The organism is Ancrocorticia populi, assembly GCF_003123745.1.
Taxonomy (GTDB): Bacteria; Actinomycetota; Actinomycetes; order Actinomycetales; family Actinomycetaceae; genus Ancrocorticia; species Ancrocorticia populi.
On sequence record NZ_QETB01000001.1, the window covers coordinates 275,982 to 296,908 of the forward strand.

18 protein-coding genes and 1 tRNA gene are annotated in these 20,927 nt (G+C 56.3%); 13 read left to right on the plus strand and 6 right to left on the minus strand.

Features of this window, described 5'->3' with window-relative positions; genetic code table 11:
- Window positions 1–43 precede the first annotated feature (43 nt).
- From DD236_RS01290 to DD236_RS01345, 12 genes are all read left to right on the plus strand, one after another.
- Window positions 44–116 (plus strand) — tRNA-Thr (locus DD236_RS01290).
- A gap of 395 nt (window positions 117–511) precedes the next feature.
- Window positions 512–811 (plus strand): helix-turn-helix domain-containing protein, encoded by a 300-nt coding sequence (locus tag DD236_RS01295; protein WP_109092572.1) that lies wholly within the window; start codon window positions 512–514, stop codon window positions 809–811.
- On the plus strand, window positions 808–954 hold the full coding sequence (locus DD236_RS12000; protein WP_165819788.1) for a hypothetical protein: 147 nt from the start codon (window positions 808–810) through the stop codon (window positions 952–954). The genes DD236_RS01295 and DD236_RS12000 overlap by 4 nt, the downstream gene beginning before the upstream one ends.
- A gap of 89 nt (window positions 955–1,043) precedes the next feature.
- Window positions 1,044–2,021 (plus strand): hypothetical protein, encoded by a 978-nt coding sequence (locus DD236_RS01300; RefSeq protein WP_133246028.1) that lies wholly within the window; start codon window positions 1,044–1,046, stop codon window positions 2,019–2,021.
- Window positions 2,018–2,764, plus strand: coding sequence for a hypothetical protein (locus DD236_RS01305; protein WP_109092574.1), 747 nt, complete (start codon window positions 2,018–2,020; stop codon window positions 2,762–2,764). The genes DD236_RS01300 and DD236_RS01305 overlap by 4 nt, the downstream gene beginning before the upstream one ends.
- Before the next feature lie 69 nt (window positions 2,765–2,833).
- Complete coding sequence (locus DD236_RS12005) at window positions 2,834–3,556, plus strand: LPXTG cell wall anchor domain-containing protein (protein WP_165819789.1); 723 nt, start codon at window positions 2,834–2,836, stop codon at window positions 3,554–3,556.
- Between the two features lie 2 nt (window positions 3,557–3,558).
- Window positions 3,559–3,756: a hypothetical protein gene (locus tag DD236_RS01320; RefSeq protein ID WP_207785644.1), complete on the plus strand. Its 198-nt coding sequence runs from the start codon at window positions 3,559–3,561 to the stop codon at window positions 3,754–3,756.
- A 2-nt stretch (window positions 3,757–3,758) separates the two neighbouring features.
- Window positions 3,759–4,154, plus strand: a complete 396-nt coding sequence (locus DD236_RS01325; protein WP_109092577.1) for a PrgI family protein — start codon at window positions 3,759–3,761, stop codon at window positions 4,152–4,154.
- Window positions 4,087–6,477, plus strand: coding sequence for a VirB4-like conjugal transfer ATPase, CD1110 family (locus DD236_RS01330; protein WP_109092578.1), 2,391 nt, complete (start codon window positions 4,087–4,089; stop codon window positions 6,475–6,477). The genes DD236_RS01325 and DD236_RS01330 overlap by 68 nt, the downstream gene beginning before the upstream one ends.
- Window positions 6,470–7,441 (plus strand): RCC1 domain-containing protein, encoded by a 972-nt coding sequence (locus tag DD236_RS01335; RefSeq protein ID WP_109092579.1) that lies wholly within the window; start codon window positions 6,470–6,472, stop codon window positions 7,439–7,441. Before DD236_RS01330 ends, DD236_RS01335 begins: the two co-directional genes overlap by 8 nt.
- A complete protein-coding gene (locus DD236_RS01340) occupies window positions 7,434–9,197 on the plus strand; it encodes a CHAP domain-containing protein (protein ID WP_109092580.1) in 1,764 nt (587 codons plus the stop codon). Before DD236_RS01335 ends, DD236_RS01340 begins: the two co-directional genes overlap by 8 nt.
- Window positions 9,197–10,027 carry a VirB6/TrbL-like conjugal transfer protein, CD1112 family gene (locus DD236_RS01345; RefSeq protein ID WP_109092581.1) on the plus strand — a complete coding sequence of 277 codons (831 nt, stop codon included), beginning with the start codon at window positions 9,197–9,199 and terminating at the stop codon, window positions 10,025–10,027. The genes DD236_RS01340 and DD236_RS01345 overlap by 1 nt, the downstream gene beginning before the upstream one ends.
- Before the next feature lie 55 nt (window positions 10,028–10,082).
- On the opposite strand, the gene DD236_RS01350 is transcribed toward DD236_RS01345, so the two are convergent.
- The 5 genes from DD236_RS01350 to DD236_RS01375 form a co-directional block, all read right to left on the minus strand.
- The gene (locus DD236_RS01350) at window positions 10,083–11,900 is read right to left on the minus strand and encodes a VirD4-like conjugal transfer protein, CD1115 family (protein WP_109092582.1); all 1,818 of its coding nucleotides are present in this window, start codon (window positions 11,898–11,900) and stop codon (window positions 10,083–10,085) included.
- A gap of 271 nt (window positions 11,901–12,171) precedes the next feature.
- Window positions 12,172–12,468: a hypothetical protein gene (locus DD236_RS01360; RefSeq protein WP_109092584.1), complete on the minus strand. Its 297-nt coding sequence runs from the start codon at window positions 12,466–12,468 to the stop codon at window positions 12,172–12,174.
- A complete protein-coding gene (locus DD236_RS01365; RefSeq protein WP_109092585.1) occupies window positions 12,465–13,448 on the minus strand; it encodes a PcfB family protein in 984 nt (327 codons plus the stop codon). The genes DD236_RS01360 and DD236_RS01365 overlap by 4 nt, the downstream gene beginning before the upstream one ends.
- Window positions 13,445–14,827, minus strand: coding sequence for a relaxase/mobilization nuclease domain-containing protein (locus tag DD236_RS01370; protein ID WP_109092586.1), 1,383 nt, complete (start codon window positions 14,825–14,827; stop codon window positions 13,445–13,447). Before DD236_RS01370 ends, DD236_RS01365 begins: the two co-directional genes overlap by 4 nt.
- On the minus strand, window positions 14,784–15,170 hold the full coding sequence (locus tag DD236_RS01375; RefSeq protein ID WP_109092587.1) for a plasmid mobilization protein: 387 nt from the start codon (window positions 15,168–15,170) through the stop codon (window positions 14,784–14,786). Before DD236_RS01375 ends, DD236_RS01370 begins: the two co-directional genes overlap by 44 nt.
- 383 nt (window positions 15,171–15,553) lie before the next feature.
- Between DD236_RS01375 and DD236_RS01380 the strand changes: the two genes are divergently transcribed.
- Window positions 15,554–15,922, plus strand: a complete 369-nt coding sequence (locus tag DD236_RS01380) for a hypothetical protein (RefSeq protein ID WP_109092588.1) — start codon at window positions 15,554–15,556, stop codon at window positions 15,920–15,922.
- 41 nt (window positions 15,923–15,963) lie between these two features.
- On the opposite strand, the gene DD236_RS01385 is transcribed toward DD236_RS01380, so the two are convergent.
- Entirely contained in the window at window positions 15,964–20,871 is a 4,908-nt protein-coding gene (locus DD236_RS01385; protein WP_243409922.1) for an SNF2-related protein, read from the minus strand.
- Window positions 20,872–20,927: the final 56 nt, after the last annotated feature.

A 20,927-nucleotide genomic window follows, 5' to 3' on the forward strand; every position in this document is an offset into this window, starting at 1 on the left:
TCCATCCGCTTGGGTAGTATTGCGAGCGCTGCAAACGCGGTGCGCCACCTTAGCTCAGTCGGCAGAGCGATTCACTCGTAATGAATAGGTCGAGAGTTCGATTCTCTCAGGTGGCTCCGATCAGCCCCGGTTTCCAACGGAACCGGGGCTTTCGCTTTACCTGGAATAAACGGAGCGGGTGTCCAGTCGCCATCGGTATTTCGTGCGGGGAGTAGATCTGACACCTCAACACCTAATAGCTCAGCTGTGAGCATTAGGTCTTCCGCGGACCAATCAGCTAGTCCTCGGATACGACGTGAGACATTGGTTTTGGCTACACCCAGTATCGCTGCGAGTTCGTTTTTCTGAATCTTGGCGTCGAATAGGTACTGATTGACAGTGAGGCCAATGCACTCTGGTACCGAGTACTTGTGTTCAACCGTGATGCTCATAAGCCAATTGAACCACTAGTGACGAATATCGTCAATAGGAGCAACTGGCGTTCGAGATAGACAGATGCTAGCGTGAAGTCATGCGGGAACGAAAATCGTCACTAGAGACAAATATCATTACGGCTCGTCAAGCAGCTGATTGGACCGGTTTGGCATCCGACCGCACGTTTATTCGATGGGCCAAAGCAGGCAAAATCCCCGCGATTCACCTCCCAAATGGCCAGGTTAGGTTCCGCCGCGAGGACATTGAAGCACTCTTGGTACCGACGACGAAGTCGGCTGAAGAAGCTGTTTCTGAGGAGGATGCGGAGATCGCTTCTCAGGAAATGTCTGAGGAGTACGGGGAGCCGTTACCAGGACTCGAGGAGTTTGATCGATGAGCGTCGAGGAAGAATCACATTGGCCGCCGCCGGATCCGCCCACCGGATATGTGGATGAGTTTGCCCCATGGGATGGAGTCGGGCCTGATCCAGCGGGTGTGCTCGAACCGTTGCTGCCCAGAAGTTTGGATGTGAACCAATGAGTCAGAAGGCGATGTTCTCGAGTACTCGGCGGGGTGGGATTGCTGTACCGAATGCTGTGGTACATAACGAGGATTTGAGTTATGTGGCGATGGCGCTGCTGATCAAGTCGTTGGCGATGAAGCCGGACGCTCCAATGGGGTATCGGGCGTTGCAGGGCCGGGGGCTTGGCGAGTCGGCAACGCGCAAGGCATTACGTGAGTTGGAAGAGAAGGGTTTCCGTTTCCGTTTCAGGGTGCGCCACGAGGGTAAGTGGCGTGATTGGGTTGTCAGCTCCGATTCTCCGATTGCTCCAGAAGATGCCTATCAGGACGTTGTGGAGCGGATTGAGGATCGTGGTTTGGTTGGTGCAAAAATCGCGAGCTGTTCGTCTCATCCTGATTTCAAAACTCCAGCGCAAGAACCGCGCCAGAATGCGGAAAAAGACTTTGCCCGGAATTTCAGGCAAAGGGGTGGTGAGGACCTTTGCCTGAATATTCAGGCCGAGGTTTCCGAGGCACGGCAGACCACGGCGCAATCCCATAGGGATTCCAATACTTCTTCACTACGTTCAGAAGTATCAATAACCAACCAACCAGACGAGACTGCCGCGCCTGACGTTCCAGATCAGGGGTTGGTCGGGAATATAGCCCGCCCGTCACAAGAGGCGGCACCTTCGGTGCGCCGCTTGGACGAGGCCGAGCAGGGACTGGTGGACCGGATGGTCCCGACCCCGATGCGTCACGTGCTTGACGGGTCGAGTGCTCGACGGATTGCGACAGCTCTCCAACAGTGTGTGGCGGATGGCTGGAGTGAGCGCGAGGTCTATAACCGGCTGAACAATAATCCGTTGCCGGAGAAGTTTGCGGCGGGTTTGGTGATTCACCGGGTTGAAGCGATCCGGGATACGAACCCGCCGAAGAAGAAGCTTCCTGTCCCAGCTCCGAGTCCATCTCGTGGTGGCGATTCTCAACCGGGGCCGGGACAGGAAACCAGACTAAGAACCACACCGTCTCCTGAATTTTTCGAAGAGTTGCGACGCCAATATCCGTCGCTGAACCGCCATCCAAACGTGAGGAGCAGGCGATGACCAGGAACAAGTGGATCATGCTCACCGTAGGGCTTGCAGCTTTGGCGATTATCGTGGCTGCCTTCGTGGTAGTGCAGGTCAACCAAAACGCCTCCCAAGCGGCTCGTGAAGACTATGCGACAGCTTGGGAGAGCTACCAGAACACACAGACCGAGGTTGAATCAGAGGTCGCGATAGGGGAGGCAATGCTGCCGGATTGCCCGACTGACACGAAGAACCATCCGGTGTGTGACCGTCTGTCGGACGCGGTAGAGACCGCTGGCACTGTTCCCAGTGTTGACCGGTTAGACGTGTCGAAGGCTTCCACCGAGGAAATTGAGTCGGCAACCACTGAACTAACTGATGCCACGGTTCAAGGACAGGCGGCCTTGAGTGACGTTCAAGCTGAGAATGCGAACGCTTCCTCCGAGGTGGCGTTAGAGGGCACGAACTGGGTGAACTTCGAGTTGAAAGATCCGGTGAGGTGGGCACAACAAGATGTCGATGCCGCCGTCGAAGCCCTTGACGCCGTGTCGGCTGAGCTAGCCGATGGCGGGCTAGCCACATCGTTGGAACAGAAGGCCGAGGCTCTACAAAAACTGATTGATGAGATCAATGATCGTTGGGAGGACATCACGATCACCGAAGGGATCGACTATCAGACGGCTTTGTCTGGAATGCGTGAGGACATCAAAAACTCCATCGCCTCCCTTGAAGATGCTGCCGGGCTAAATGAGTCCGGGGATATTGATTTACACGACTGAATGAGGCCCTGCGACATAACCATTCGCATTTGAGCTACAGGAACCGGAAACGAGAGAAAGAAAATACTGATGAAAGCACGAAAGTTCGTCTCTGCCGGGACGATAACAGTGGCGCTGGCGTTTGCACCTGCGGGTGTGGCGCTTGCTGCTGAAGATTCACATGAGGGGGCTGAGGAGACCATCGCGGTCGAGTCCGAAGCCTCGGAAGTTGCGACACTGGATGAACAGGAGCCTCCGGTGCCAGACGAGGGGGATGAAAATGATCCCCCTACGCCTGATCCCGGTGGCGGCGAAGAGCCGCCACTACCGGACCCGGATCCTGATCCTGAGCCAGTTGATCCGGTTCCTGAACCTGATCCTGACCCGGAGATTCCGGATCCAGAACCGTCGCCTGATCCCGTGGAGCCAGTTGATCCTGAGCCGGACCCAACTCCAGAACCGACGCCGGTCACCCCTGACCCTACACCAGCAACACCGAGTCCCGTGACGCCATCAACATCGACGTCACTGACTCCTTCAACAAAGCCGGTGGCACCAGTGGCCACGGCAGATATTCCTCTGCCCACTGAACAACGGAATGAAAAGGTTCCAGCCACGGCCAGTGAGCGTGCGGCTGCCCAACAGGCCACCGCTACAACAGCGCAGTCTGAGACAGCACAAACAACGTCAGCTGAACTGCCGAATACGGGCGCATCAGTGGCCATATTGGGTGCGACAGCAGCCGGACTGGTCGGTGCGGGCGGACTCTTGGTCCGCCGTGGAAAGCACCACCGCATTAGTGAAGGAGCATAAACATGTTGGAGCAAGTCCTAGATCTCTTCCAGAAGTTTGTCGTCATCGGGGGTGCCCTTTGGCTCGCGTGGGGCGCCATCGTGGCAGGTATCGGTCTGAAAGACTCGAACGGCCCGGATATTAAGTCAGGTCTGTGGCAGGTTGTCGGCGGCGGCATGATCATCGCCGCTGGGGCCTTGTTTGGTGCGGTGGCGTTGTAGCCATGGCATTCGAGGTAAAGGTTTACCGCGAAGTCACGGCATATCAAGCGAAAGTCATGTTCGGGTTGTCATGGAGACAATTCGGGATCGCCGCGATCGGTATCCCCGTGGTGGGAGTGGTTTTCGCGGCATGTTACATGCTGGGCCAGGAGAACTTGGGCGTTGTCTTGACGTTCGTTCTCGCCATCCCATTTATCGCGGTCGGATGGGTGCGCCCTATGGGTGTGCCCTTCGAGCAATACGCGAGATATGCCGTGGAAGCGCGGAAAGGCCATAAGCGGTTCACTTTCTATCAGCGTGATCCGTTTGCTCAACGAAAGGAAGGGACACATGAAGCTCTTGCCCGCACGTCACGCAAAGCGCGACGACGCTACGGCGCCTTCGAAGCAACCAACTGAGCCGAAGATTAAGACATCAACCCAAGCACAGATCCACTATGAGGCATTAGCTGAATCGGGGCTGTGCTGGCTGGGTGGCAACCGGTACTCGGTGACTTTGAAGTTGTCTGATATTGACTACCAGTTGGCTCCCGCCTCTAGCCAAGAGGACATTATCGAGAAGTATGCACGCTTCTTGAATGGTCATCTGGCCGGTCAGCACGTCCAAATCACGCTACTGAACCGGGTGTTGGACAAGCGTCAGTTGATGCGCGATGTCCAGCTCGGCTATCGCGGAGATAAGTTTGACGCCACACGCGGAGAGTACAACGGACTGATTGCCCAGCGGCTCGAAACGGGGCGCAATAACACTCTGTCGGAGAAGTATGTAACGCTAGCGATTGAGGCGGAAACGGTTGAAGAAGCCAAGATCATGCTCTCGCGTATGGTCGCTGAGGATGCGTCAACATTGCGTGAGGTCGGGGGCTGTGTAGCCGAACAGATCGACGGTCAGGAAAGGGCCCGCTTGCTCCAGCACATGCTCCGCCCAGGAGTGGCCTCAGACTTCGAGTACAACGAACTCGTTGGCCAAGCAGCCACAACGAAAGACTTCGTTTCCCCATTTTCAATTGACGTGTCGAACCACGACCGGCTGACCTTATCCTCGGGGGAGGAACGGTTGTGGCAGACCTTGGTGCTGCGCAAGCTGCCGCCGTGGATGAATGATCGAGTCCTGAAAGAGCTGGCTGAGATCCCGTTCGATTTAACGGTCTCTCTCCACTTAGACCCGTTAGACCAGGCTGAGGGCCTCGGTCTGGTCAAGCGACAGATTGCCTCGATGGATATGCAACGCTCAACCGAGATGAAGAAGCTCGCAAAACAACAGTTGGGCGAGGATTTCCTTCCCCATGAGCTGCAAGCATCTCACGCTGAGGCCGCCGAGTTGCGGGATCAGTTAGAACAATCTAACGAGAAGCTTTTCAAGACGACGATTGTGGTGGGCGTGTCCGCCGCTGACGAAGCTGAGCTGGCTGAAGCGGTCAAGCGGGTCCGCCGCGTCTGTGGCAAGCATTCCTGCGTGCTGGAGAATCTGAAGTACATGCAGATCGACGGGCTGAACGCACTCTTGCCATTGGGTAGGAACGATTTGCCAATCTTCCGCACGTTAACAACCGCAGTTGCGGCCGTCATGATCCCGTTCACGACTCAAGAACTGCTCCAGCCGGGAGGATTGTTCTACGGTGTGAACGCACTATCGAAGAATCTCATCGTGGCTGACCGTACCCTCGGAATGAACTCGAACGCCTTCATTCTGGGCACGACAGGGTCAGGCAAGTCCCAGTCAGCTAAAGACCAGATCACCCAAACGGTGCTGCGCCAGGTCAATGATGAAGTCTTAGTTATTGACCCTGAGCGCGAATACGTCCCGTTAGCGGACGAGCTGGGCGCTGCCCGCGTGGTGATTTCTCCGGGATCGACCGATTGCCTGAACGCGCTAGCGCTCGATAAGGACGTGAAAACGTCCGATGGTGATCCGATCAGTGACAAATGCACCTATGTGTTGTCACTGTGTGAAGTGCTCCTGGGTGGGAGTGAAGGACTCTCCGCGTCGAAACGGTCAATCATTGACCGGGCCGCCCAGAAGATGTACCGCTCCTACTGGGCATCACAGACGGCTCTGCCGCCGACGCTGGCCACACTCTACGAAGTGCTTGCAGACGAGCCGGAAGATGAAGCCCATGAGGTCGCGACTGGTCTAGAGCTATATGCGCGCGGGTCTGCGGCAGGGTTTGCGCGGCAAACAAACGTGGATAACACGAATCGTGTCACGGTCTACGACATTGCCGATCTCGGCAGTGACTTGCAGACATTCGGCATGATGGTGATCCTCGAAGAGGTGTGGGCACGAATCGCACGGAATCGTGCCAGAGGAGTGCGCACCTGGCTCTACATTGACGAATTCCATCTGTTGTTTGCGAACGACTGGGCCGCAGAATACTGCCAAAGCATTTTCAAGCGGGTCAGGAAGTGGGGCGCATCAGCCACCGGCATCACACAGAACATTGAAGAGTTGCTTGCTAATGAACGGGCACGCCTCATGCTGTCGAACTCGGATGGACTGTTCTTGTTGAATCAGCAGTCTACAGATGCCGATGCTCTGACTGAGTTGTTGAAGCTGTCCGGCCAACAGCGCGGGTATTTCACAAACGTGAATCCCGGCTGTGGCCTCATGCGGATGGGGCGCGTGGTGATCCCGTTCGATAACACGATGGATCCTAACTCGCACATCTTCAAGGTGTTCTCCACCAAGTTTGAGACAGTGCCGGAGGTCAGCCATGCTTGATCCAGAGCTGACCGAAGAAAACCTGGAAGCGATCGCAGCAAACACGAACGTTCTGACGACGGACACACTCGAAGATCTCGCAGAGCATCGAGCTGCATGGCCAGAGCTGACCGCGTGGGCACACCAGTGCATCGCCAACGATGAGATCACCCCGCTGAGTGAGTTTGTGATGCCAGAAGAAGCTGAAGTGGCTCCTCTGCCCACCAGAAAACACCAGCTTCCAAAGTGGGCGTTCGCTGTGGCTGGTGCAGTAGCCCTCCTCGGGGCTGGCGGCGCATATGCCGCCAGCCAGCCCGAGCAGCCCGTCGCTGAGCCAGCAACGTCCAGTCAGGCCGTCTCAAGCCCCACGCCGGAGATTGTGGACGTGATGGATGGTTTGACAGCGGCTGGAGACGGGTTCACCTGCACTGCAACAGGTGACCAGATCAGGTGTTGGGGACAAAACAACCGGGGCCAGCTTGGTGCAGGCGCCGGAATGACAAGCCACGAGGAAATTATCAATATGGCGGGCGTGACCATGTTGAGCGCGGGCAAAGATTTTGCCTGCGCATCGGATGGTACCGGGGTCACCTGTTGGGGTGACAACCGGTGGAAACAGGCCGGAGACTCATCGAAAGAGTCCTTGCCTCCCACGGCCGTCCCTGCCCTGGAAGGCAAGAAGATTGATTCTTTGTCAGCGGGGGAGATCCATGCCTGCGCCACCACTGAGGGAACGGTGACCTGCTGGGGATCGGACTATTCCGGCCAGCTTGGAACCGGAAAGAAAGGTGCGGCGGCCTCCAGTCCCGTTGATGTTGCCCTGCCAGAAGATGCCAAGGCACTCACAGTGACATCCAGCCGGTTCGGTGCCTGCGTATCGACTGATCTCGAAACACTGCTGTGCTGGGGATCGAATGATGAGGGCAGGATCAGTGAGAACGACGCAACGATCCTGCCAGTGAGCGAGGTCGGTACCAATGAGTAACCGATTCCGCGATACAACCAAGGTGAACTACGTCAAGCCCCATAGTCGCGCTAAATCAGCGATGGGCGGCTCAGTGCGGGCCGTGAGAACGGCGGGTGAAACGGTCCAAGCGGACGAGACGCAAGCGCCAACTACATCGCTGATCCAAACCCGCAAAGCGACTGCCTGGACAGCCAAAACGGCCACAAAAGGTGCAACCGTGGCCACTCGCAAAGCGCGAAAACTAGGAAAGAAAGGGTATCGGTCCGCAACTCGAAGAACGGGAAAAACATCCCGGCCCGCTGGCGCTGCCGGGATTGCTGGCGGTGCCAGCACCGCCAGCAGAGCGGGCGAAGCTGGACAGCATGTCAAGAAAGTTGTCCGGCCGGTCGGCAAAGCCGCAACTGCCGGGGTAGCCGCTCAGGACGCTGTGGTGGGGGAGGTCGCTGGCGAGGGCGATCTCCAAGAAAAGGTCGGCGGTCTGGCACGCCTGACAGCCCAACAAACGGGAAAGACGACTGGGAAAGCCACGGTCAAAGTCGGGAAGAAAGCGGCCAAGCCAGTCGGTCGTGTGGCCGCGCAAGGTGCCCGCCGAGTTGGGCATGTCGCCGCTCGGGTTGCGACTCAAACCGTTGCCCGCGCCGTGGCCATGGTGACGGTCAAGCTGGGCACTGTGGGAACGGCGTTCGCTTTGCCGATCGTCGTCATCGCAGTCATCGTGTTGGCCATTTTGTCGTTCATTCCCTCGTGGATCACGAATTTCTTCCTAGATGAGGAGATTTCGCCTATTTCGTTCGCGATGGGAGATGACTATCCGTGGGCGGATAAGGTCCGTGATGGCTCCGGCAACGCGACCGATGTATTTAACACGCCGAACCCGGAGACGAACTATTACTACGGGAACTGCACCGACTTCGTGTATTGGCGCGTCAATCGGGATATGGGTGGTGGTCCAGGGAACTGGGTCTACAGCCATGATGACCTGACTCCCAATGGTGGCGATGGCCGCCTGTGGGGCAAGGAAGGCAAGCTCCCGGGTTGGGAGACCATTTCATCGCCAGATGATGCTCAACCGGGAGATATCATCTCGTTCGAGTCGGGAGTGTTCGGCCACAATCATCCAGCCGGTCATGTCGCTTACGTCGCCTCGGTGACAGATGGCGAGATTACGACCGAGAACTATGGGGCGGCCCAGTACTACGTCGAGAAGATACCGGAGCAGACGGCCAAAGACTACATGGCCAGCAACGATATCGTGATCAAACGCAATCCTGCCCTCCAGGACCGTGCTGATGCCATTCTGGCTGGTGAGGTCGATGATTCGGTTGCCCCGTCAGGGGATGCGAATCAAGCTGTCGCGGCCGCCAAAGGCATGCTCGGTTTACCGTATGGCCGAGGTCAGGGTAACGGGTCAGTGGATTGTTGTTGGCTGGTCTATAACGCCTACAAGAATGGCCGGGGAATCACTCTTCCGATGAGTTCTCCGGGTAATCCAGCTTCGATGGCAAAATGTGAATATGCCATGTATGAGGTGGGAATGTCGAGCGCGGGAACCTATGTTTCCGCGACGACGGACAATCTGAAGTCGGGAGATATTCTTTTCTTCCAATCGACCTCGGTCTCGGCGTTGTACGACAACATTACGCACGTGGGGATCTACGTGGGTAATGGTCAGATGATCGACTCCATCCCGGGAGGTGGGGTCGGGATTCGCCCGCTGTCCTTCTATCGCAATTCGGACATTATTCTTCCGCAAGCAGTGAGGTTGGCAGCCTGATGGGTGACATTATTATTTCGATGCTCGAAGCCATCTTTGGAGGTTCGTTTGCCTCTGGGGCGGATGGGCTGCGCAACTCTGTCGCCGAATACAACGCTGACGTGTTCACTTTCGCTAATACTGTCAATTCCACAGTGGTGAAGCCGGTTGCGGCCGTCATCGTGGCGATCATCTTGACACTAGAGCTAGCCAAGCTCTCCAGTCGTGTTGAGGGTGACCATCAACTGGGGGTCCAGATGGTGGCCTCGGTCTTGATTAAGGCGACATTGGTGGTTATTGCGATCCAGAATGCTGATCTGATTTTGCGGGCCATCAATGAGGTCGGCGAGAAACTCATCGGCGGAGTCGCGGATGTTGATGCCGATACTGGTTCAGGGGTCAGTGACGCGGTGAAATCTGCTGTCAATGATCTAGGTACGGTGGAACAAGCGGGCCTCTTGCTTGTTTTGTTCTTGCCTTGGCTACTCGGTATCGCGGCATCTATCGCGTTGAAGATCATTGTGTTCGTCAGGTTTGCCGAGGTGTATATCCTCTCAGCTGCGGTGACGCTACCGTTGTCCTTTCTGGGCCACACCGAGACTAAGGGCATCGCGATTGGCTATCTGAAGAGGTACGGAACGGTGATCTTGCAAGGATTCGTGATCTTCTTGATCATCGCAATCTACAACTTCTTCAACGTGGCCTCAGTGGATTTGTCTGGCGTGACGGGGGACAACATCATCCCGACGATCACAGGCAACATCGGACAGTTGCTCATCGCCCCACTGTTCTTCCTGTTCCTGCTGTTCAGTTCCTCGCGAATGGCGAAAGCACTGGTAGGTGAAGGGTAAAGTAATCCCCCTGAATGGCCTGTGAGGGCTGTTCAGGGGGATTACTCTGTCTGGGTTAGGCAGTAGCCTCACTAAGCTGGGCGGCGGCCTCTGAGAGGCGTGTTTCTGGCTCCCAGTGGATATCGGTTCCTTCTAAGAGAGCTGTCTCCAACGCGTCGGGATCGTAGATGTAGTTGCCGGACAGGTCGGGGGCTTTGAGCTTCTTGGAGTGGAAGGGGCGAACACCACGTAACACGTAGAGGGCCTCACTGCCGGGCAGGCTGGCGATCTCGTCGGGAGTCATCAAGTCACGTCCAAGGGTTCTGTTCTGTTTCGACATGGAGGCGTTACGGCCCTTGGATTCGCTGGTATCAAACGAAGTAATGGTCTGTTTACCCAGGAGTTTGGAGACATACTCGGTGGTGGACTTTTCTGAGCCGCCCAGGAATAGGAAACTGTCACAGTTGCCGACGATGGTCTCCCAGTCGTCTTTATAGAGGGCTTTGCCTTGGGCGAAGTTCTGCATAACGACGGAAACGGAGATCCCACGAGAGCGCATGACGGCGATTTTGCGCTCGAAGGAGGGCATTTTGCCGATGTTGGCGAACTCGTCCATGAAGCACTGGACCGGGATGTCTAGCTGGTGGGATTCGTTGTGGTCAGCGATGTAGATGTTGGTTTCAAAGAGCTGCTCGTAGAAGATTGCCACGATGAAGTTGAATGCGGCGTGGGTGTCAGGAATGACCAGGAACAAGGCGGTTTTCTCACTGCCGATGGTATCGAGAGCTACCGTATCTTCGGAAAGTAGGGTGCGCATTTGCGACATGTGCAAGGGCGCCATCCGCACGCCAAGGGAAATGATCACCGACTTCTTCGTTTCACCGGCACCTTGGGTGTAGGTGTTGTATTGGGCGGCCGCGAACCGCAGACCGTCGAGCGCGGACACGGCGGCCTGTCCCCAGCCTTCGGGTTCGGCATCGTGTTCAGCGATCAGCTCGTTCACGGATTCGAAAATCAAGTCAACCTCGGAGCGTTGCGACTCATCCTCCTCGCTGGCCTGCATCTTGCCGACAAGATCGACGACGTCGATCAAAGTACCGGACGGACCGCGCGTGAAGTACACGTAGGCGGTCAGCGCACCAAGGAGTGCCCTCTCGGCTTTCTCGAAAAAGTCCGCACTACCACCTTGCGGCTGGCGCCCGGAGGTGTTGGCCATGAAGTTCTGCACAAGGATCTGGACATCAACTTCGGCCTGATCCGGGTTGAAGTAATGGAGCGGGTTGAACCGGTCAGAACGGGCGAAGTCCACAACGTTGAGCGATTTGATCCGGTATCCCTGCTCAGTCAGGTAATCCCCGGTTTGGGAAAGCAGTTCTCCCTTCGGGTCAGTGACGGCAAAGCTCGTGTTGGCTTGAGTGAGGTTGGGAAGGACGAAGTAGCGGGATTTGCCCGACCCAGAGCCGCCGATGACCAGCGCGTTGAGATTGCGCTGGGTTTTACGCGAATCGAGGCTGAGAGCTTCCGTCTGGGTGAAAGTGAGCGTGTTGCGTGGATCTTTGTCCCGGAACGGTTTCATATCTTTGGTGGTGGCCCAGCGAGCTGACCCATGTTCTTCACCGGGCCGGGTGGGACGCTTTCCTAAGCTGTTGAAGGCCCAAATTAGCCCGATGAGCACCACGACGGCCAGACCGATCAAGAGATCGGTCTGATTGGTAGAGATATGAGTAGGGTTCTCGCTCAGGTCGAGCCAGAACCGGTCCAACATGCTGGAGAGATCATGGCCTGCGTCCATGTCCGTGCGCACTTGCCACGCGATCTTGTTTCCAGCCCAGAATCCGGCGCCTGCCAGCAGCCCGGTAAAGACGAGGCCGGCCTTTTGTCGCGTTGTTGTCATGATGTCCTCCGTGTCAGTCGTGCACTGATCAACTCGGTTAACCGAACGGTCAAATCGTGTCGATCCTGCGGCTTTCTGTTAGTCGTTTCCGGTTTAGTGTCCGTCTCTTGATCTTTTGGCTCGGATTGGTGGGTCACCTCGGTTAAGAGGTGGAGTTGGGCGTCGCCTGCGGCCACGAGAAGGCCCGGTTCGGCCAGGAGATGCACCGGGGCGTGTGGTAAACCCATGAGGTCAAAAAACCGCAGATTCCCCGCGGGCTCTAGTCGCGTAATCATCGCATCAGCAACCAATCGGGGAAATGGTTGATCGCGGTGTGGGTCAGGTCCACCCACACGGTTGTTTCCTCAAGCCCGTCTGTCTCAATGGTTTTCTCACGCAATTGCCCGAGAGCCAGAAGATGCTGGCCCCGTTTAATGTTGGAATCGGCGAGAAAGTCCGCGAGATCTCCCGTTGCTTTAACCGAGAGGAGGCCACCGGATTCCAGCGTTATCTCGGCCATGAACGCAGTGGGGGTGATCAGAGGGTCTGTCTCAAAGCGTCCTGCGAGTGCGATCGGAGTACTGCTCATCGGCTCTGACTCCGGGTCCGGCTCGGCTTCGGTGCGGCCGGTTTTGGCACGGAAGCCTTCTCGAAGGCTTTCGCTTTGATCGTGGTCATCACATCTGCCTGACTCTGCGGCTTTAAGGACTGCTTCTTATCCTGAGCGCCGATCGCGGCAAGAATGGTTGTTCCGTGAGGAGCGGCTACATGACTGGCTTCGTCGGCGCCAATCTTCTCGATCCTGCCGGTCTGGACACTGGGCGTCGCAACTTCTGGGGCTTCGGAACTTTTGACCGCAACGCGCCACTCGTTGCGGTGGGTCTGGACCCCGCCAGGAAGCGTTACCGGAACTGAACCAAGTTGTTCCAGTTCGATCCGATCACCAGGTGTGGCTCCGGCTTGTTCAATGGCCCGCTCCAGATCGACACCCCAGACAGTTTTTGTCTCACCGAGTGCATTTTCAGTGGTCACAAAATAGCTGGGACTGGCCCCTTCCTCATGCTCGTAAGGCGCCCGTCCGTGATCGACAAGTAGATCACCGGCAGGTAACTCTGGAGCTTCCTTCTGGTTGCGGTTGTCGGGGGTTGCTTGTTGTGTTTCATCTTCCGGCTTGATCTTGGCTTCAGCCTGGGTGAGGGCATGTCGAACAGTGTCCACGTCGGCGCCTTTGAAATGGACGTAGTACAGGGCGTCGGCGCCTTTCTCAACCGAGAAATCAACTCCCCGTCGTTTCAGGTCATGCTGAACCGACCTCAAAAGTTCGGTTGAGACCTGTTGGGCATGAAGGTCACCTCCGGCGCGGCGTTGCAGATTCTTGATCGTCATCTTGCCGTGCTCGCGCCTGCCTGCTGTCGTCGGGAGTTTCTTGAGACCGGCCGCGCTCAGACGCATGAGGAGCTTCAAGCCTGCGGCGGTGAGTCGGGCGACTTTCCCGGTGACCTCCATCCCTGCTTTGCTCGAGGACATGATGACCTGCTCGGTCAGTTGTTCTCCACCTGTAATACTCATCGTGTTCTCCTCTCGTGGAGTGTGCGTTCTTTGGTGATCTTGTTGTAGGCGGCTTGGAGGTTGCGGACGTGCCGGGCCTGCCGGGCCAATTCGTCTGATTTGCCCGGTCTGCCTGAATCGAGAGCTTGTTGATGGCCCACTTGAAGGCGCTGTAATTGCCCGGCCTCGTGATCGATCCGTGCCGCTAACGCGTCCACAAATGGTTGCTGGGCATCGGTATCCAAGGCGTGATAGTCGGCCATGAGATTGATGATGGTGCCTTCATCGCGCAGTGCCTCCACTTCCTTGTCGATGTGCTTGAAGTAGCGTTCCTGGGCGGCAGTTTTTCCGCGCCGCGTCGCATCGGTACGGACGGTCATGTCCCGCAAAACATCGGGGCGGGAATAGAACTGGTAAAGCTGTTGCGGCTCATACTGGCCAGCAAGGTTGCCTTTACCATCGAGCATCGTGACCGTCATGGTCTCTGGCAAAAAGACGCGCCACGTGGCGCCATGATCCGTGAGGTAATCACGTGGAATCGTGATCGTGTGGCCGCGTTTCCACGGAACCTTGACGCGTGCCCGCTCGGTATCGAGAAGTGACACGCCTTGCTTTTGGACGACGAGTTCTGTGACGGCTTGACGTCCGAGCCGGGCTTGCAGCGCCGCTTCGGTGAAGGAGGGGCCGAGGGTTTTCCCCCGGATGGACTTGCCCATGGTCTGGGGATTGAGGAACAGGACATTGTTTCCTTTCACGAAGGTGTCGATGCCCACGGCCTTGAGTGAGTCAGTCATGGCCTTCCACGAGAACGAGCCAGCTACCGCCTTGTCGATCTCGTTCATCAACATCTGCTTGGTTGAGCGACCGTCAGCCCCGGCATACAGCTCACCAAGAGACTGGCGCTTCCTTGACGGATTCTCAATGACGGATAGACCGTGCTTGCGGCACAGTTCGTCCGAGATTTCGCGGTACTCCCATACGCGACGTTTCTGGGATCGGTAACGTTTCCATGTGGTGCGATTGACGGAGGAAAAAATAATGTGGTTGTGGATGTGGTCGCGGTCCTCATGGGTGGCGATGACGTAGTCATATTCGCCTCCCGTGATGCGTTCAACGAACTCGACTCCGATGTCATGGGCAACAAACGGTTGAACTTCACCGGGTGCAAACGACTGGATAACGTGATAGGCCAGGACCTCACCTGGCCGACCATTATTGCGATGACTTTCAGCAGCATCAAGGTTGATCTGCATGTCCTCAGCAACGTTCTTGGGGTCCCACGGTGTGGCCGAGCAGTTCGTGGAAATCTGCATTCCGTTGCGGGTCTTGCCCCAATCGGAGATGTAGGCGATGGCTTTATTCAGGGTCTGTCGAATGACGTTGATCTTGATAATGGCCATCGTGGCTCCCAGAGTCGTCGCGAACGAGTTCCCGAACTTCTGTCAGAAGGCGGCGCACCGCCACCACCTGCTGATAGGTGGCCATGTGGTCAGTATTCGCCTGCTTGGCGATCTGATTCACGTTGTTCCCGATCCGGTCGATGCTGCTACGGAGGTCCGACATATTGGTTGTCGGCTCCATGATGGTGATCTGACCGTTGAGCAAAAGTTCGCGGGCGTAACGAGAAAAACTCGTCAGCCCGTATGCACGCATTCGGCGCGCGACCTGCTCCCACTCCACAGCGGAGAACCAGAGATGCTTCTGGATAGTCCGCTTCCTCCTCGCAGGTTTCCGTGTCTCCACGGGACCTCCTAAAGGGGTTTGGGTCCTCCCATACTACAGCAAACTGGTCACCCGGCGGCAGAGCCGGTGTGTACAAGTTTGCTACGCTTGCTCTCCTCCCCACCTATGGTGGTAAGCCCCCGGAAGAGGGGCGGAATTTGAAGATAATTGCGGCGCACTACCGGGCGCCCAACCAATAATTTGCCACACGCTCACGTGTGGCAAAAAACGGAGCCGTCAAGCGGCTCCGTGTGCGCAGAGCGCACGGCAGGGAGAACATAAGCGCGAACTTTCTGGAAAAAATACGGCGACTCTAACCACACAATCTATGAACAAAAAGGAATCAAAAGGATGTAGAATTCGGTACGAGAATCGTCACCATTTATTGGTGAAAGGCACTAAGTATGAGTGCAAAACGTAAGCAACGTATCTCTGACGTAGCACTTGCTGAGGAACGCGAAAGGCTTGAACTCAAGGCGCGAGGGCTGGATGAAATTGCCGGACTCTTGACGAAGGTCGATGCGGTGATAGACGAGATTTTGACAGCACGCGACCGGCTGGAAGCGGCTGGAATGTCACGTATGGAGATAGTTCGCAAACTCGACGCGGTCAACATTAACCGAAGGATTCTGCGGCTTAAACGAGAAGAGTGGGCCGCAGAAGTCGGTACCCAATCAGATAAGGAAGATTCCCTCAGTGAAGGAAAATACAATCAGGAACTATCTTCAGAAGAAGAACATGATGGCTTAGATAATGAGTCAGCATATGAATAAAAGTGTGGGGAATTTGCCGTTGGCAAATTCCCCACACTGATCTAAATACTCAAAGATTGTTGGTGAGTTGAGCGTCGTGGATCGTCACGCATGTTCAACTCTCGGTTGACCTGGCGCAGTTCACTTTTGAGCGAAGATAGTGCGTCTTTCTGTGGGAACGTTGAGTCGGGACGGAGCCGAATGGCGTCACGCTCTTCGACATTGTCGGCGCGTTTATCGTAGAGCTTCTGTGCCCGCACAGGAAGGCGATTCACAAGGTTTTCCAATTTACGAACTGTCCCAATATCGGCATGGGCCAGCTCATCAACTGAGAGAACAACAGTTTGATTCCACTCGGATCTATCCGTGCGTATATCCACGCGATACGCATAATCAACCATCTGTTTGGGAAGGAAAGCAACGGCATGTTTGTTGCCCTTGCGCCCCGGTAAGATCGCACAAGTCACCTCAACTCCGTTGATCCGGTAAGGCAGATCTAGGACGTGACCGTAGAACACTTGGGGCGCCGCCCAGCGCGGAATAGCATCAGGCTGATTCAGAGCTTTCGCTGCCGACTGGAGCATTTCAGCGGCGCCTTTGCGATCTTGTGCCGGTACCTGATTGATCGTGAAGGAGAAAGATTCGCCCCCGTCCCATGGCGCCATAACGCGGTTCACGACTTTTTCAAACTTGTCGGTTTCGCGCACTTGCTGGTCCAACTGGAGCTGGCGGCCCTCCAGATAACGTTCATTCGATAGGAAAGCTGCTTCCTGACGAGACATACGTCCAACCTGGTTGGTCAGCTCAACTTTGCGGAGCATGAGCGGGTCCCCGGTTGAGATTGCTTTGACCTCGGCATAGTCGAGTTCCTGATCAGAAATATCTTCTACCTCGCGGCCTTTGAGCTTGCCGCGCATCACTTGGTTAATGAAGCGGGATTTACGTTCAAGGGTCTGCCACATGTAAGCATCGAGGCTCTTTTCGGTCACGTATCTGAACATCGAGACCTCATGATTCTGGTTGCCTTGACGGATAATCCTTCCATCACGCTGGGTCACATCGGCTGGCCGCCACGGTGCATCGAGGTGATGCAAAGCTGTCGCGCGGGTCTGCATATTTGCCCCGGTCCCCATTTTCCCGGTCGATCCGACCAAGACGGCGATCGCGCCGGTGCGCGCCTTGACGAACATCTGAGTCTTTTCGACCGTGTTCTTAGCGTCATGGATGAACGCGATTTTCTCGGCCGGCACGCCCCGCTCCACGAGCTGGGCTTTCAGTTCGTCATAGACGTTCCAGTCTTTGTCTGTGCCTGGTGTGCCTTGATCACAGAACACAATTTGGAGAGAACCGGGCTGATCTTCGGTCTGCCCGTCCTCGTCAACATAGCGGTCATTCTTGGTTTCCCCATAAATCTGGGCGATCTTCCGGGCCGCTGCATCAACCTTGGTCTCGACAATATCTTCCACGTCCACGCCATCGAGGGCTGACTGGCGTTTCTCAGAGAACAATCTCGGGTCCATGGAGAACGTCTTAGAATCATTGGTCAGACTCAGCCAGTTATCCTCCCTCTGACTCACGGCCCGCAGGGTGATCAGATTGGCGCGATCATCCAGCCGGTCAAGAAACTGTTGCATAGGCGCCCCGTAGTCCACTTCGATCACATCGGAGCGACGTTCACCATCAGGACGTTGCCTAATCGTTGGAACCTGAAGGTCAAGGTCCTCAGCGAGCTTCACGTCCGCAAAGGTCTGCCACATCATTAGCAGCTCGGGAACGTTCTGGAACCGTGCGAAACGCTGTACCTCTGCGAGTTTGCCGGTGGGTTTGACCTCCACAGCGGAATCCTTGACCGCGAACTGGTGTGCCCACGCATCGAAAACATCCACGCCTGCATCTTCTAACAGGTCAGGGCGAAGATAGTGCGTCATCGTCCACATCTCACCCATCGAATTTGCGATAGGGGTAGCTGTGGCCAACGTTAAGCACCGTTCATTTTGTTCTCGAAGCCAGTCAATCTTCATATCCAGATCGGTGGCCCGTCCTGAACCCCGCGAGGTTAGATCGGCGGCCGTCGATGACCCGATCGCCAGATTCTTGAAATGATGAGCCTCATCAACGACCAGATAGTCCACGCCCAGTTGCTCAAACGTCAGTGCGTTCTCGTCCTGCCGCTCCCGGAGCTTGTCAAGCTTCTTATTTAGTGCCTCTTCGCGCTTACTACGCTTTCCTTCAAGCTGGCGGACGGACATAGAGTCCACAATCTCTTGGTCTTGCAGGAAATCTAAGGCTCGATCAAATTGTTCTAGCTCACGGTTCTGATAGGTCTCGGCGGTCTCAATCGAGACCGGTATCTTCTCGAACGCGGACTGCGAGGTAATGATGCAATCCCAGTCCGACGTGGTGGCCTGAGCGTAGAACTCGGCCCGTTTCTCTGCGGTCGTGATGTCGCTGGAGTCAATCGCCAAAATGTTGGCTGCCGGGTAGGCTTGCAGCCACTCATTCTCGAACTGGCCCACCAGATGATTCGGGACAACTGCCAGAGGCTTATTGACCAGTCCTAGCCGCTTTTGCTCCATCACACCGCACACCATTTCAAGGGTTTTCCCGGCGCCTACCTCGTGAAAGAGCCCGGTTGTTGGCTCGGCGATCATCCGAGCGATTGCCGCCCTCTGGTGGTCATACAGCTTGAAAGACGATGCAAGTCCTGGCAAGCGGAGCCGCTCGCCAGCGGCCACATAATCCCGGCCCACAAGGCCGTTAAAGCGCTCCTGGTACACCTTCGAGAGACGCGCGGCCCGGGAAGGGTCAGACCAGACCCACATCTGAAACTGGTTCTGAATCTCGGCTGCTTTTGCTTGGGCGGCCTCACTGGCTACCTTATCGACGACCTTGTTGCCATCAATATCCTCAATCCACACGAGCGGTGGCTGGCCTTTGAGCATTTTCCGGAAAATATCGCTGGCCCTCATCGACTCAGTTCCCCACGTCGATAACTGCCATGCTCCGAAACTCGGCGCACCGTTGAGCGTGACACTCCAATCGACCGGGCCAGACTGCTGAACCCGGATACGTGAGTCATGGAGCAGGTGATTAATGAAAGATTCGTAATCACTGGCAGGAATCCAGTTAGCGCCTACCTCAGCGGAAATATCGGCGATGGGAATATCGTCAGGGATAACGGTGCGCAACGCATCGGCACTGCCAGCCAATTCGGGGCGTTCATCCAGTACGGCTTCCACCCCTGCCAGCTTCTTGCGCACATTGCCGGAAAGGTATTCCTCGGCCGGTACCAGCGTTCCGTCAAGGTCGGTAAAGGCGAGCCGCTGGCTCATGAGCATCGCGGGAATATCATCATCGGTGCCCAGCAGATAGGCAATATATGCGTTATCAATTTGGCCGCGATGCTCCAAACAAATTGCTAAAGCGTCCTCCAGATTCTCCGCCCCGGCAGGCACATATTTAGCATAAATCTGGCGCGAGGTGAGAATATCAGCGGGCTTGGCCCGCCCGGTCTCATCGTCGTAGCGTTCAATTCCTGTCACGAACGCCGCCCGTGGATCCGATCGGAGAAGCTTGACCGCAGGTGGATATGTGACGCGGATCGTCTCAGTCTCGCTCACCTGGCCAGTCTCTTTATCCGTTGTTCGCGTCACCCGCGCGGTCTTCGTATTGCGGTTAATTGGTCCATAGGAATCCACGTAAGCCTGATACGCGTCACGGGTGGAGTCCCGTAGGGATTCCAGCCCTGGCGAATCCGTTTTCTCTGCGGACTCGGTAGCGATCAGAACCTTGGCTGAATCCATCAGCTCCAGCAGAGTGTGGACTTCCTGGACATGGGACTTCGCCACTTTCGCGCTCTCCCACGCCCCGGTTGCAGTCAGGCGCTCGGCTCCATCCTCGGTAGCTCGTAGCGAGCCGACTGGCTGTTCTAGATCAGCCAACTGAACCGGCTCTATTTCAGGAGTCTGTGGGGCATAGGGCAGATGGGTACTAGACCGTACGATGTTGCCAAGGGTGTCGTGCAGGCGGGTTGCAAGCTCCTGTCCTGCTGGCCCGGCTACCTGCAACGTGGTACTGCCATACATTCCGTGATCGACCGACATATCACCCAATACCCGTTTAGGGTAGGTCTGGAAAATAGTGTTAATCCGATGATCGATCTCGACGCCATCGCGATCCAGTAGTGGGGTTGGTGTGGAAAACTCCCAGTCAAAACGCTGCGGGTTTTCACCCTCAGCGCGTTTACGGAACACGAGCACATCGGTGACAACTTCGGTGCCTGCCGCCGCACGGTGGGCACTGGTTGGCAATCTCATTGCTGCCACCAGATCAGCCCGATCGTACATATCTCGCCGTGCGGCAGGATTTTGAGCATCCATGGTCCAAGACGACGTCACCAGAGCGACGTAGCCGCCCGGTTTAACGAGATCAAGAGACTTAATAATGAAATGGTTATGGAGCGAATGATTGCCGGGATTGTGCGCCGGATCGTACAGGCGAACATCATCAAAGGGCACATTGCCCACGGCCACATCGAACAAGGCAGGCAGTTGAGTCTTTTCAAAGCCCTCAACCCTGATCTCATCATCAGGATTAAGGTGCTGGGCGATCGCGCCGGTCGTGGGGTCTAACTCCACCCCGGTCATGGCCACACCGTCAGGGGCCTGTGAAATAAACGAGCCAGAACCACAGCCAGGCTCAAGCCCGGTTCCTGCCGTTACCCCAGCCTCTTTCAAAACACTCCAGATGGCCTCGGAATAAGCCGGGGCCGTGTAGTGAGCGTTCAGCACACTTCGCCGAGCGGCCGCGAACTCACTCTCAGTCATCAACTCCCGCAGGTCAGTGCGCATCTGGGCATAAGTAGCCTTACGCTCATCAAACACGTCGTCGAGACCGCCCCAGCCGGACCAGCCTGCCAGCACCTCGCGTTGAGCTGCCGTCGCTTGTCCACCGTTGATCTCCCGGAGCACCTGTAGCGCTGCCAGATTGCGATCTGCTCGCGACCGGACACCTGTCCTCTCTGGCA

What these genes read in the sequence shown, in the direction of transcription:
- DD236_RS01295 (WP_109092572.1), top strand. Translation starts at nt 512, where the DNA reads ATGCGGGAACGAAAATCGTCACTAGAGACAAATATCATTACGGCTCGT.
- DD236_RS12000 (WP_165819788.1), top strand. Translation starts at nt 808, where the DNA reads ATGAGCGTCGAGGAAGAATCACATTGGCCGCCGCCGGATCCGCCCACC.
- DD236_RS01300 (WP_133246028.1), top strand. Translation starts at nt 1,044, where the DNA reads ATGGCGCTGCTGATCAAGTCGTTGGCGATGAAGCCGGACGCTCCAATG.
- DD236_RS01305 (WP_109092574.1), top strand. Translation starts at nt 2,018, where the DNA reads ATGACCAGGAACAAGTGGATCATGCTCACCGTAGGGCTTGCAGCTTTG.
- DD236_RS12005 (WP_165819789.1), top strand. Translation starts at nt 2,834, where the DNA reads ATGAAAGCACGAAAGTTCGTCTCTGCCGGGACGATAACAGTGGCGCTG.
- DD236_RS01320 (WP_207785644.1), top strand. Translation starts at nt 3,559, where the DNA reads ATGTTGGAGCAAGTCCTAGATCTCTTCCAGAAGTTTGTCGTCATCGGG.
- DD236_RS01325 (WP_109092577.1), top strand. Translation starts at nt 3,759, where the DNA reads ATGGCATTCGAGGTAAAGGTTTACCGCGAAGTCACGGCATATCAAGCG.
- DD236_RS01330 (WP_109092578.1), top strand. Translation starts at nt 4,087, where the DNA reads ATGAAGCTCTTGCCCGCACGTCACGCAAAGCGCGACGACGCTACGGCG.
- DD236_RS01335 (WP_109092579.1), top strand. Translation starts at nt 6,470, where the DNA reads ATGCTTGATCCAGAGCTGACCGAAGAAAACCTGGAAGCGATCGCAGCA.
- DD236_RS01340 (WP_109092580.1), top strand. Translation starts at nt 7,434, where the DNA reads ATGAGTAACCGATTCCGCGATACAACCAAGGTGAACTACGTCAAGCCC.
- DD236_RS01345 (WP_109092581.1), top strand. Translation starts at nt 9,197, where the DNA reads ATGGGTGACATTATTATTTCGATGCTCGAAGCCATCTTTGGAGGTTCG.
- DD236_RS01350 (WP_109092582.1), bottom strand. Translation starts at nt 11,900, where the DNA reads ATGACAACAACGCGACAAAAGGCCGGCCTCGTCTTTACCGGGCTGCTG.
- DD236_RS01360 (WP_109092584.1), bottom strand. Translation starts at nt 12,468, where the DNA reads ATGAGCAGTACTCCGATCGCACTCGCAGGACGCTTTGAGACAGACCCT.
- DD236_RS01365 (WP_109092585.1), bottom strand. Translation starts at nt 13,448, where the DNA reads ATGAGTATTACAGGTGGAGAACAACTGACCGAGCAGGTCATCATGTCC.
- DD236_RS01370 (WP_109092586.1), bottom strand. Translation starts at nt 14,827, where the DNA reads ATGGCCATTATCAAGATCAACGTCATTCGACAGACCCTGAATAAAGCC.
- DD236_RS01380 (WP_109092588.1), top strand. Translation starts at nt 15,554, where the DNA reads ATGAGTGCAAAACGTAAGCAACGTATCTCTGACGTAGCACTTGCTGAG.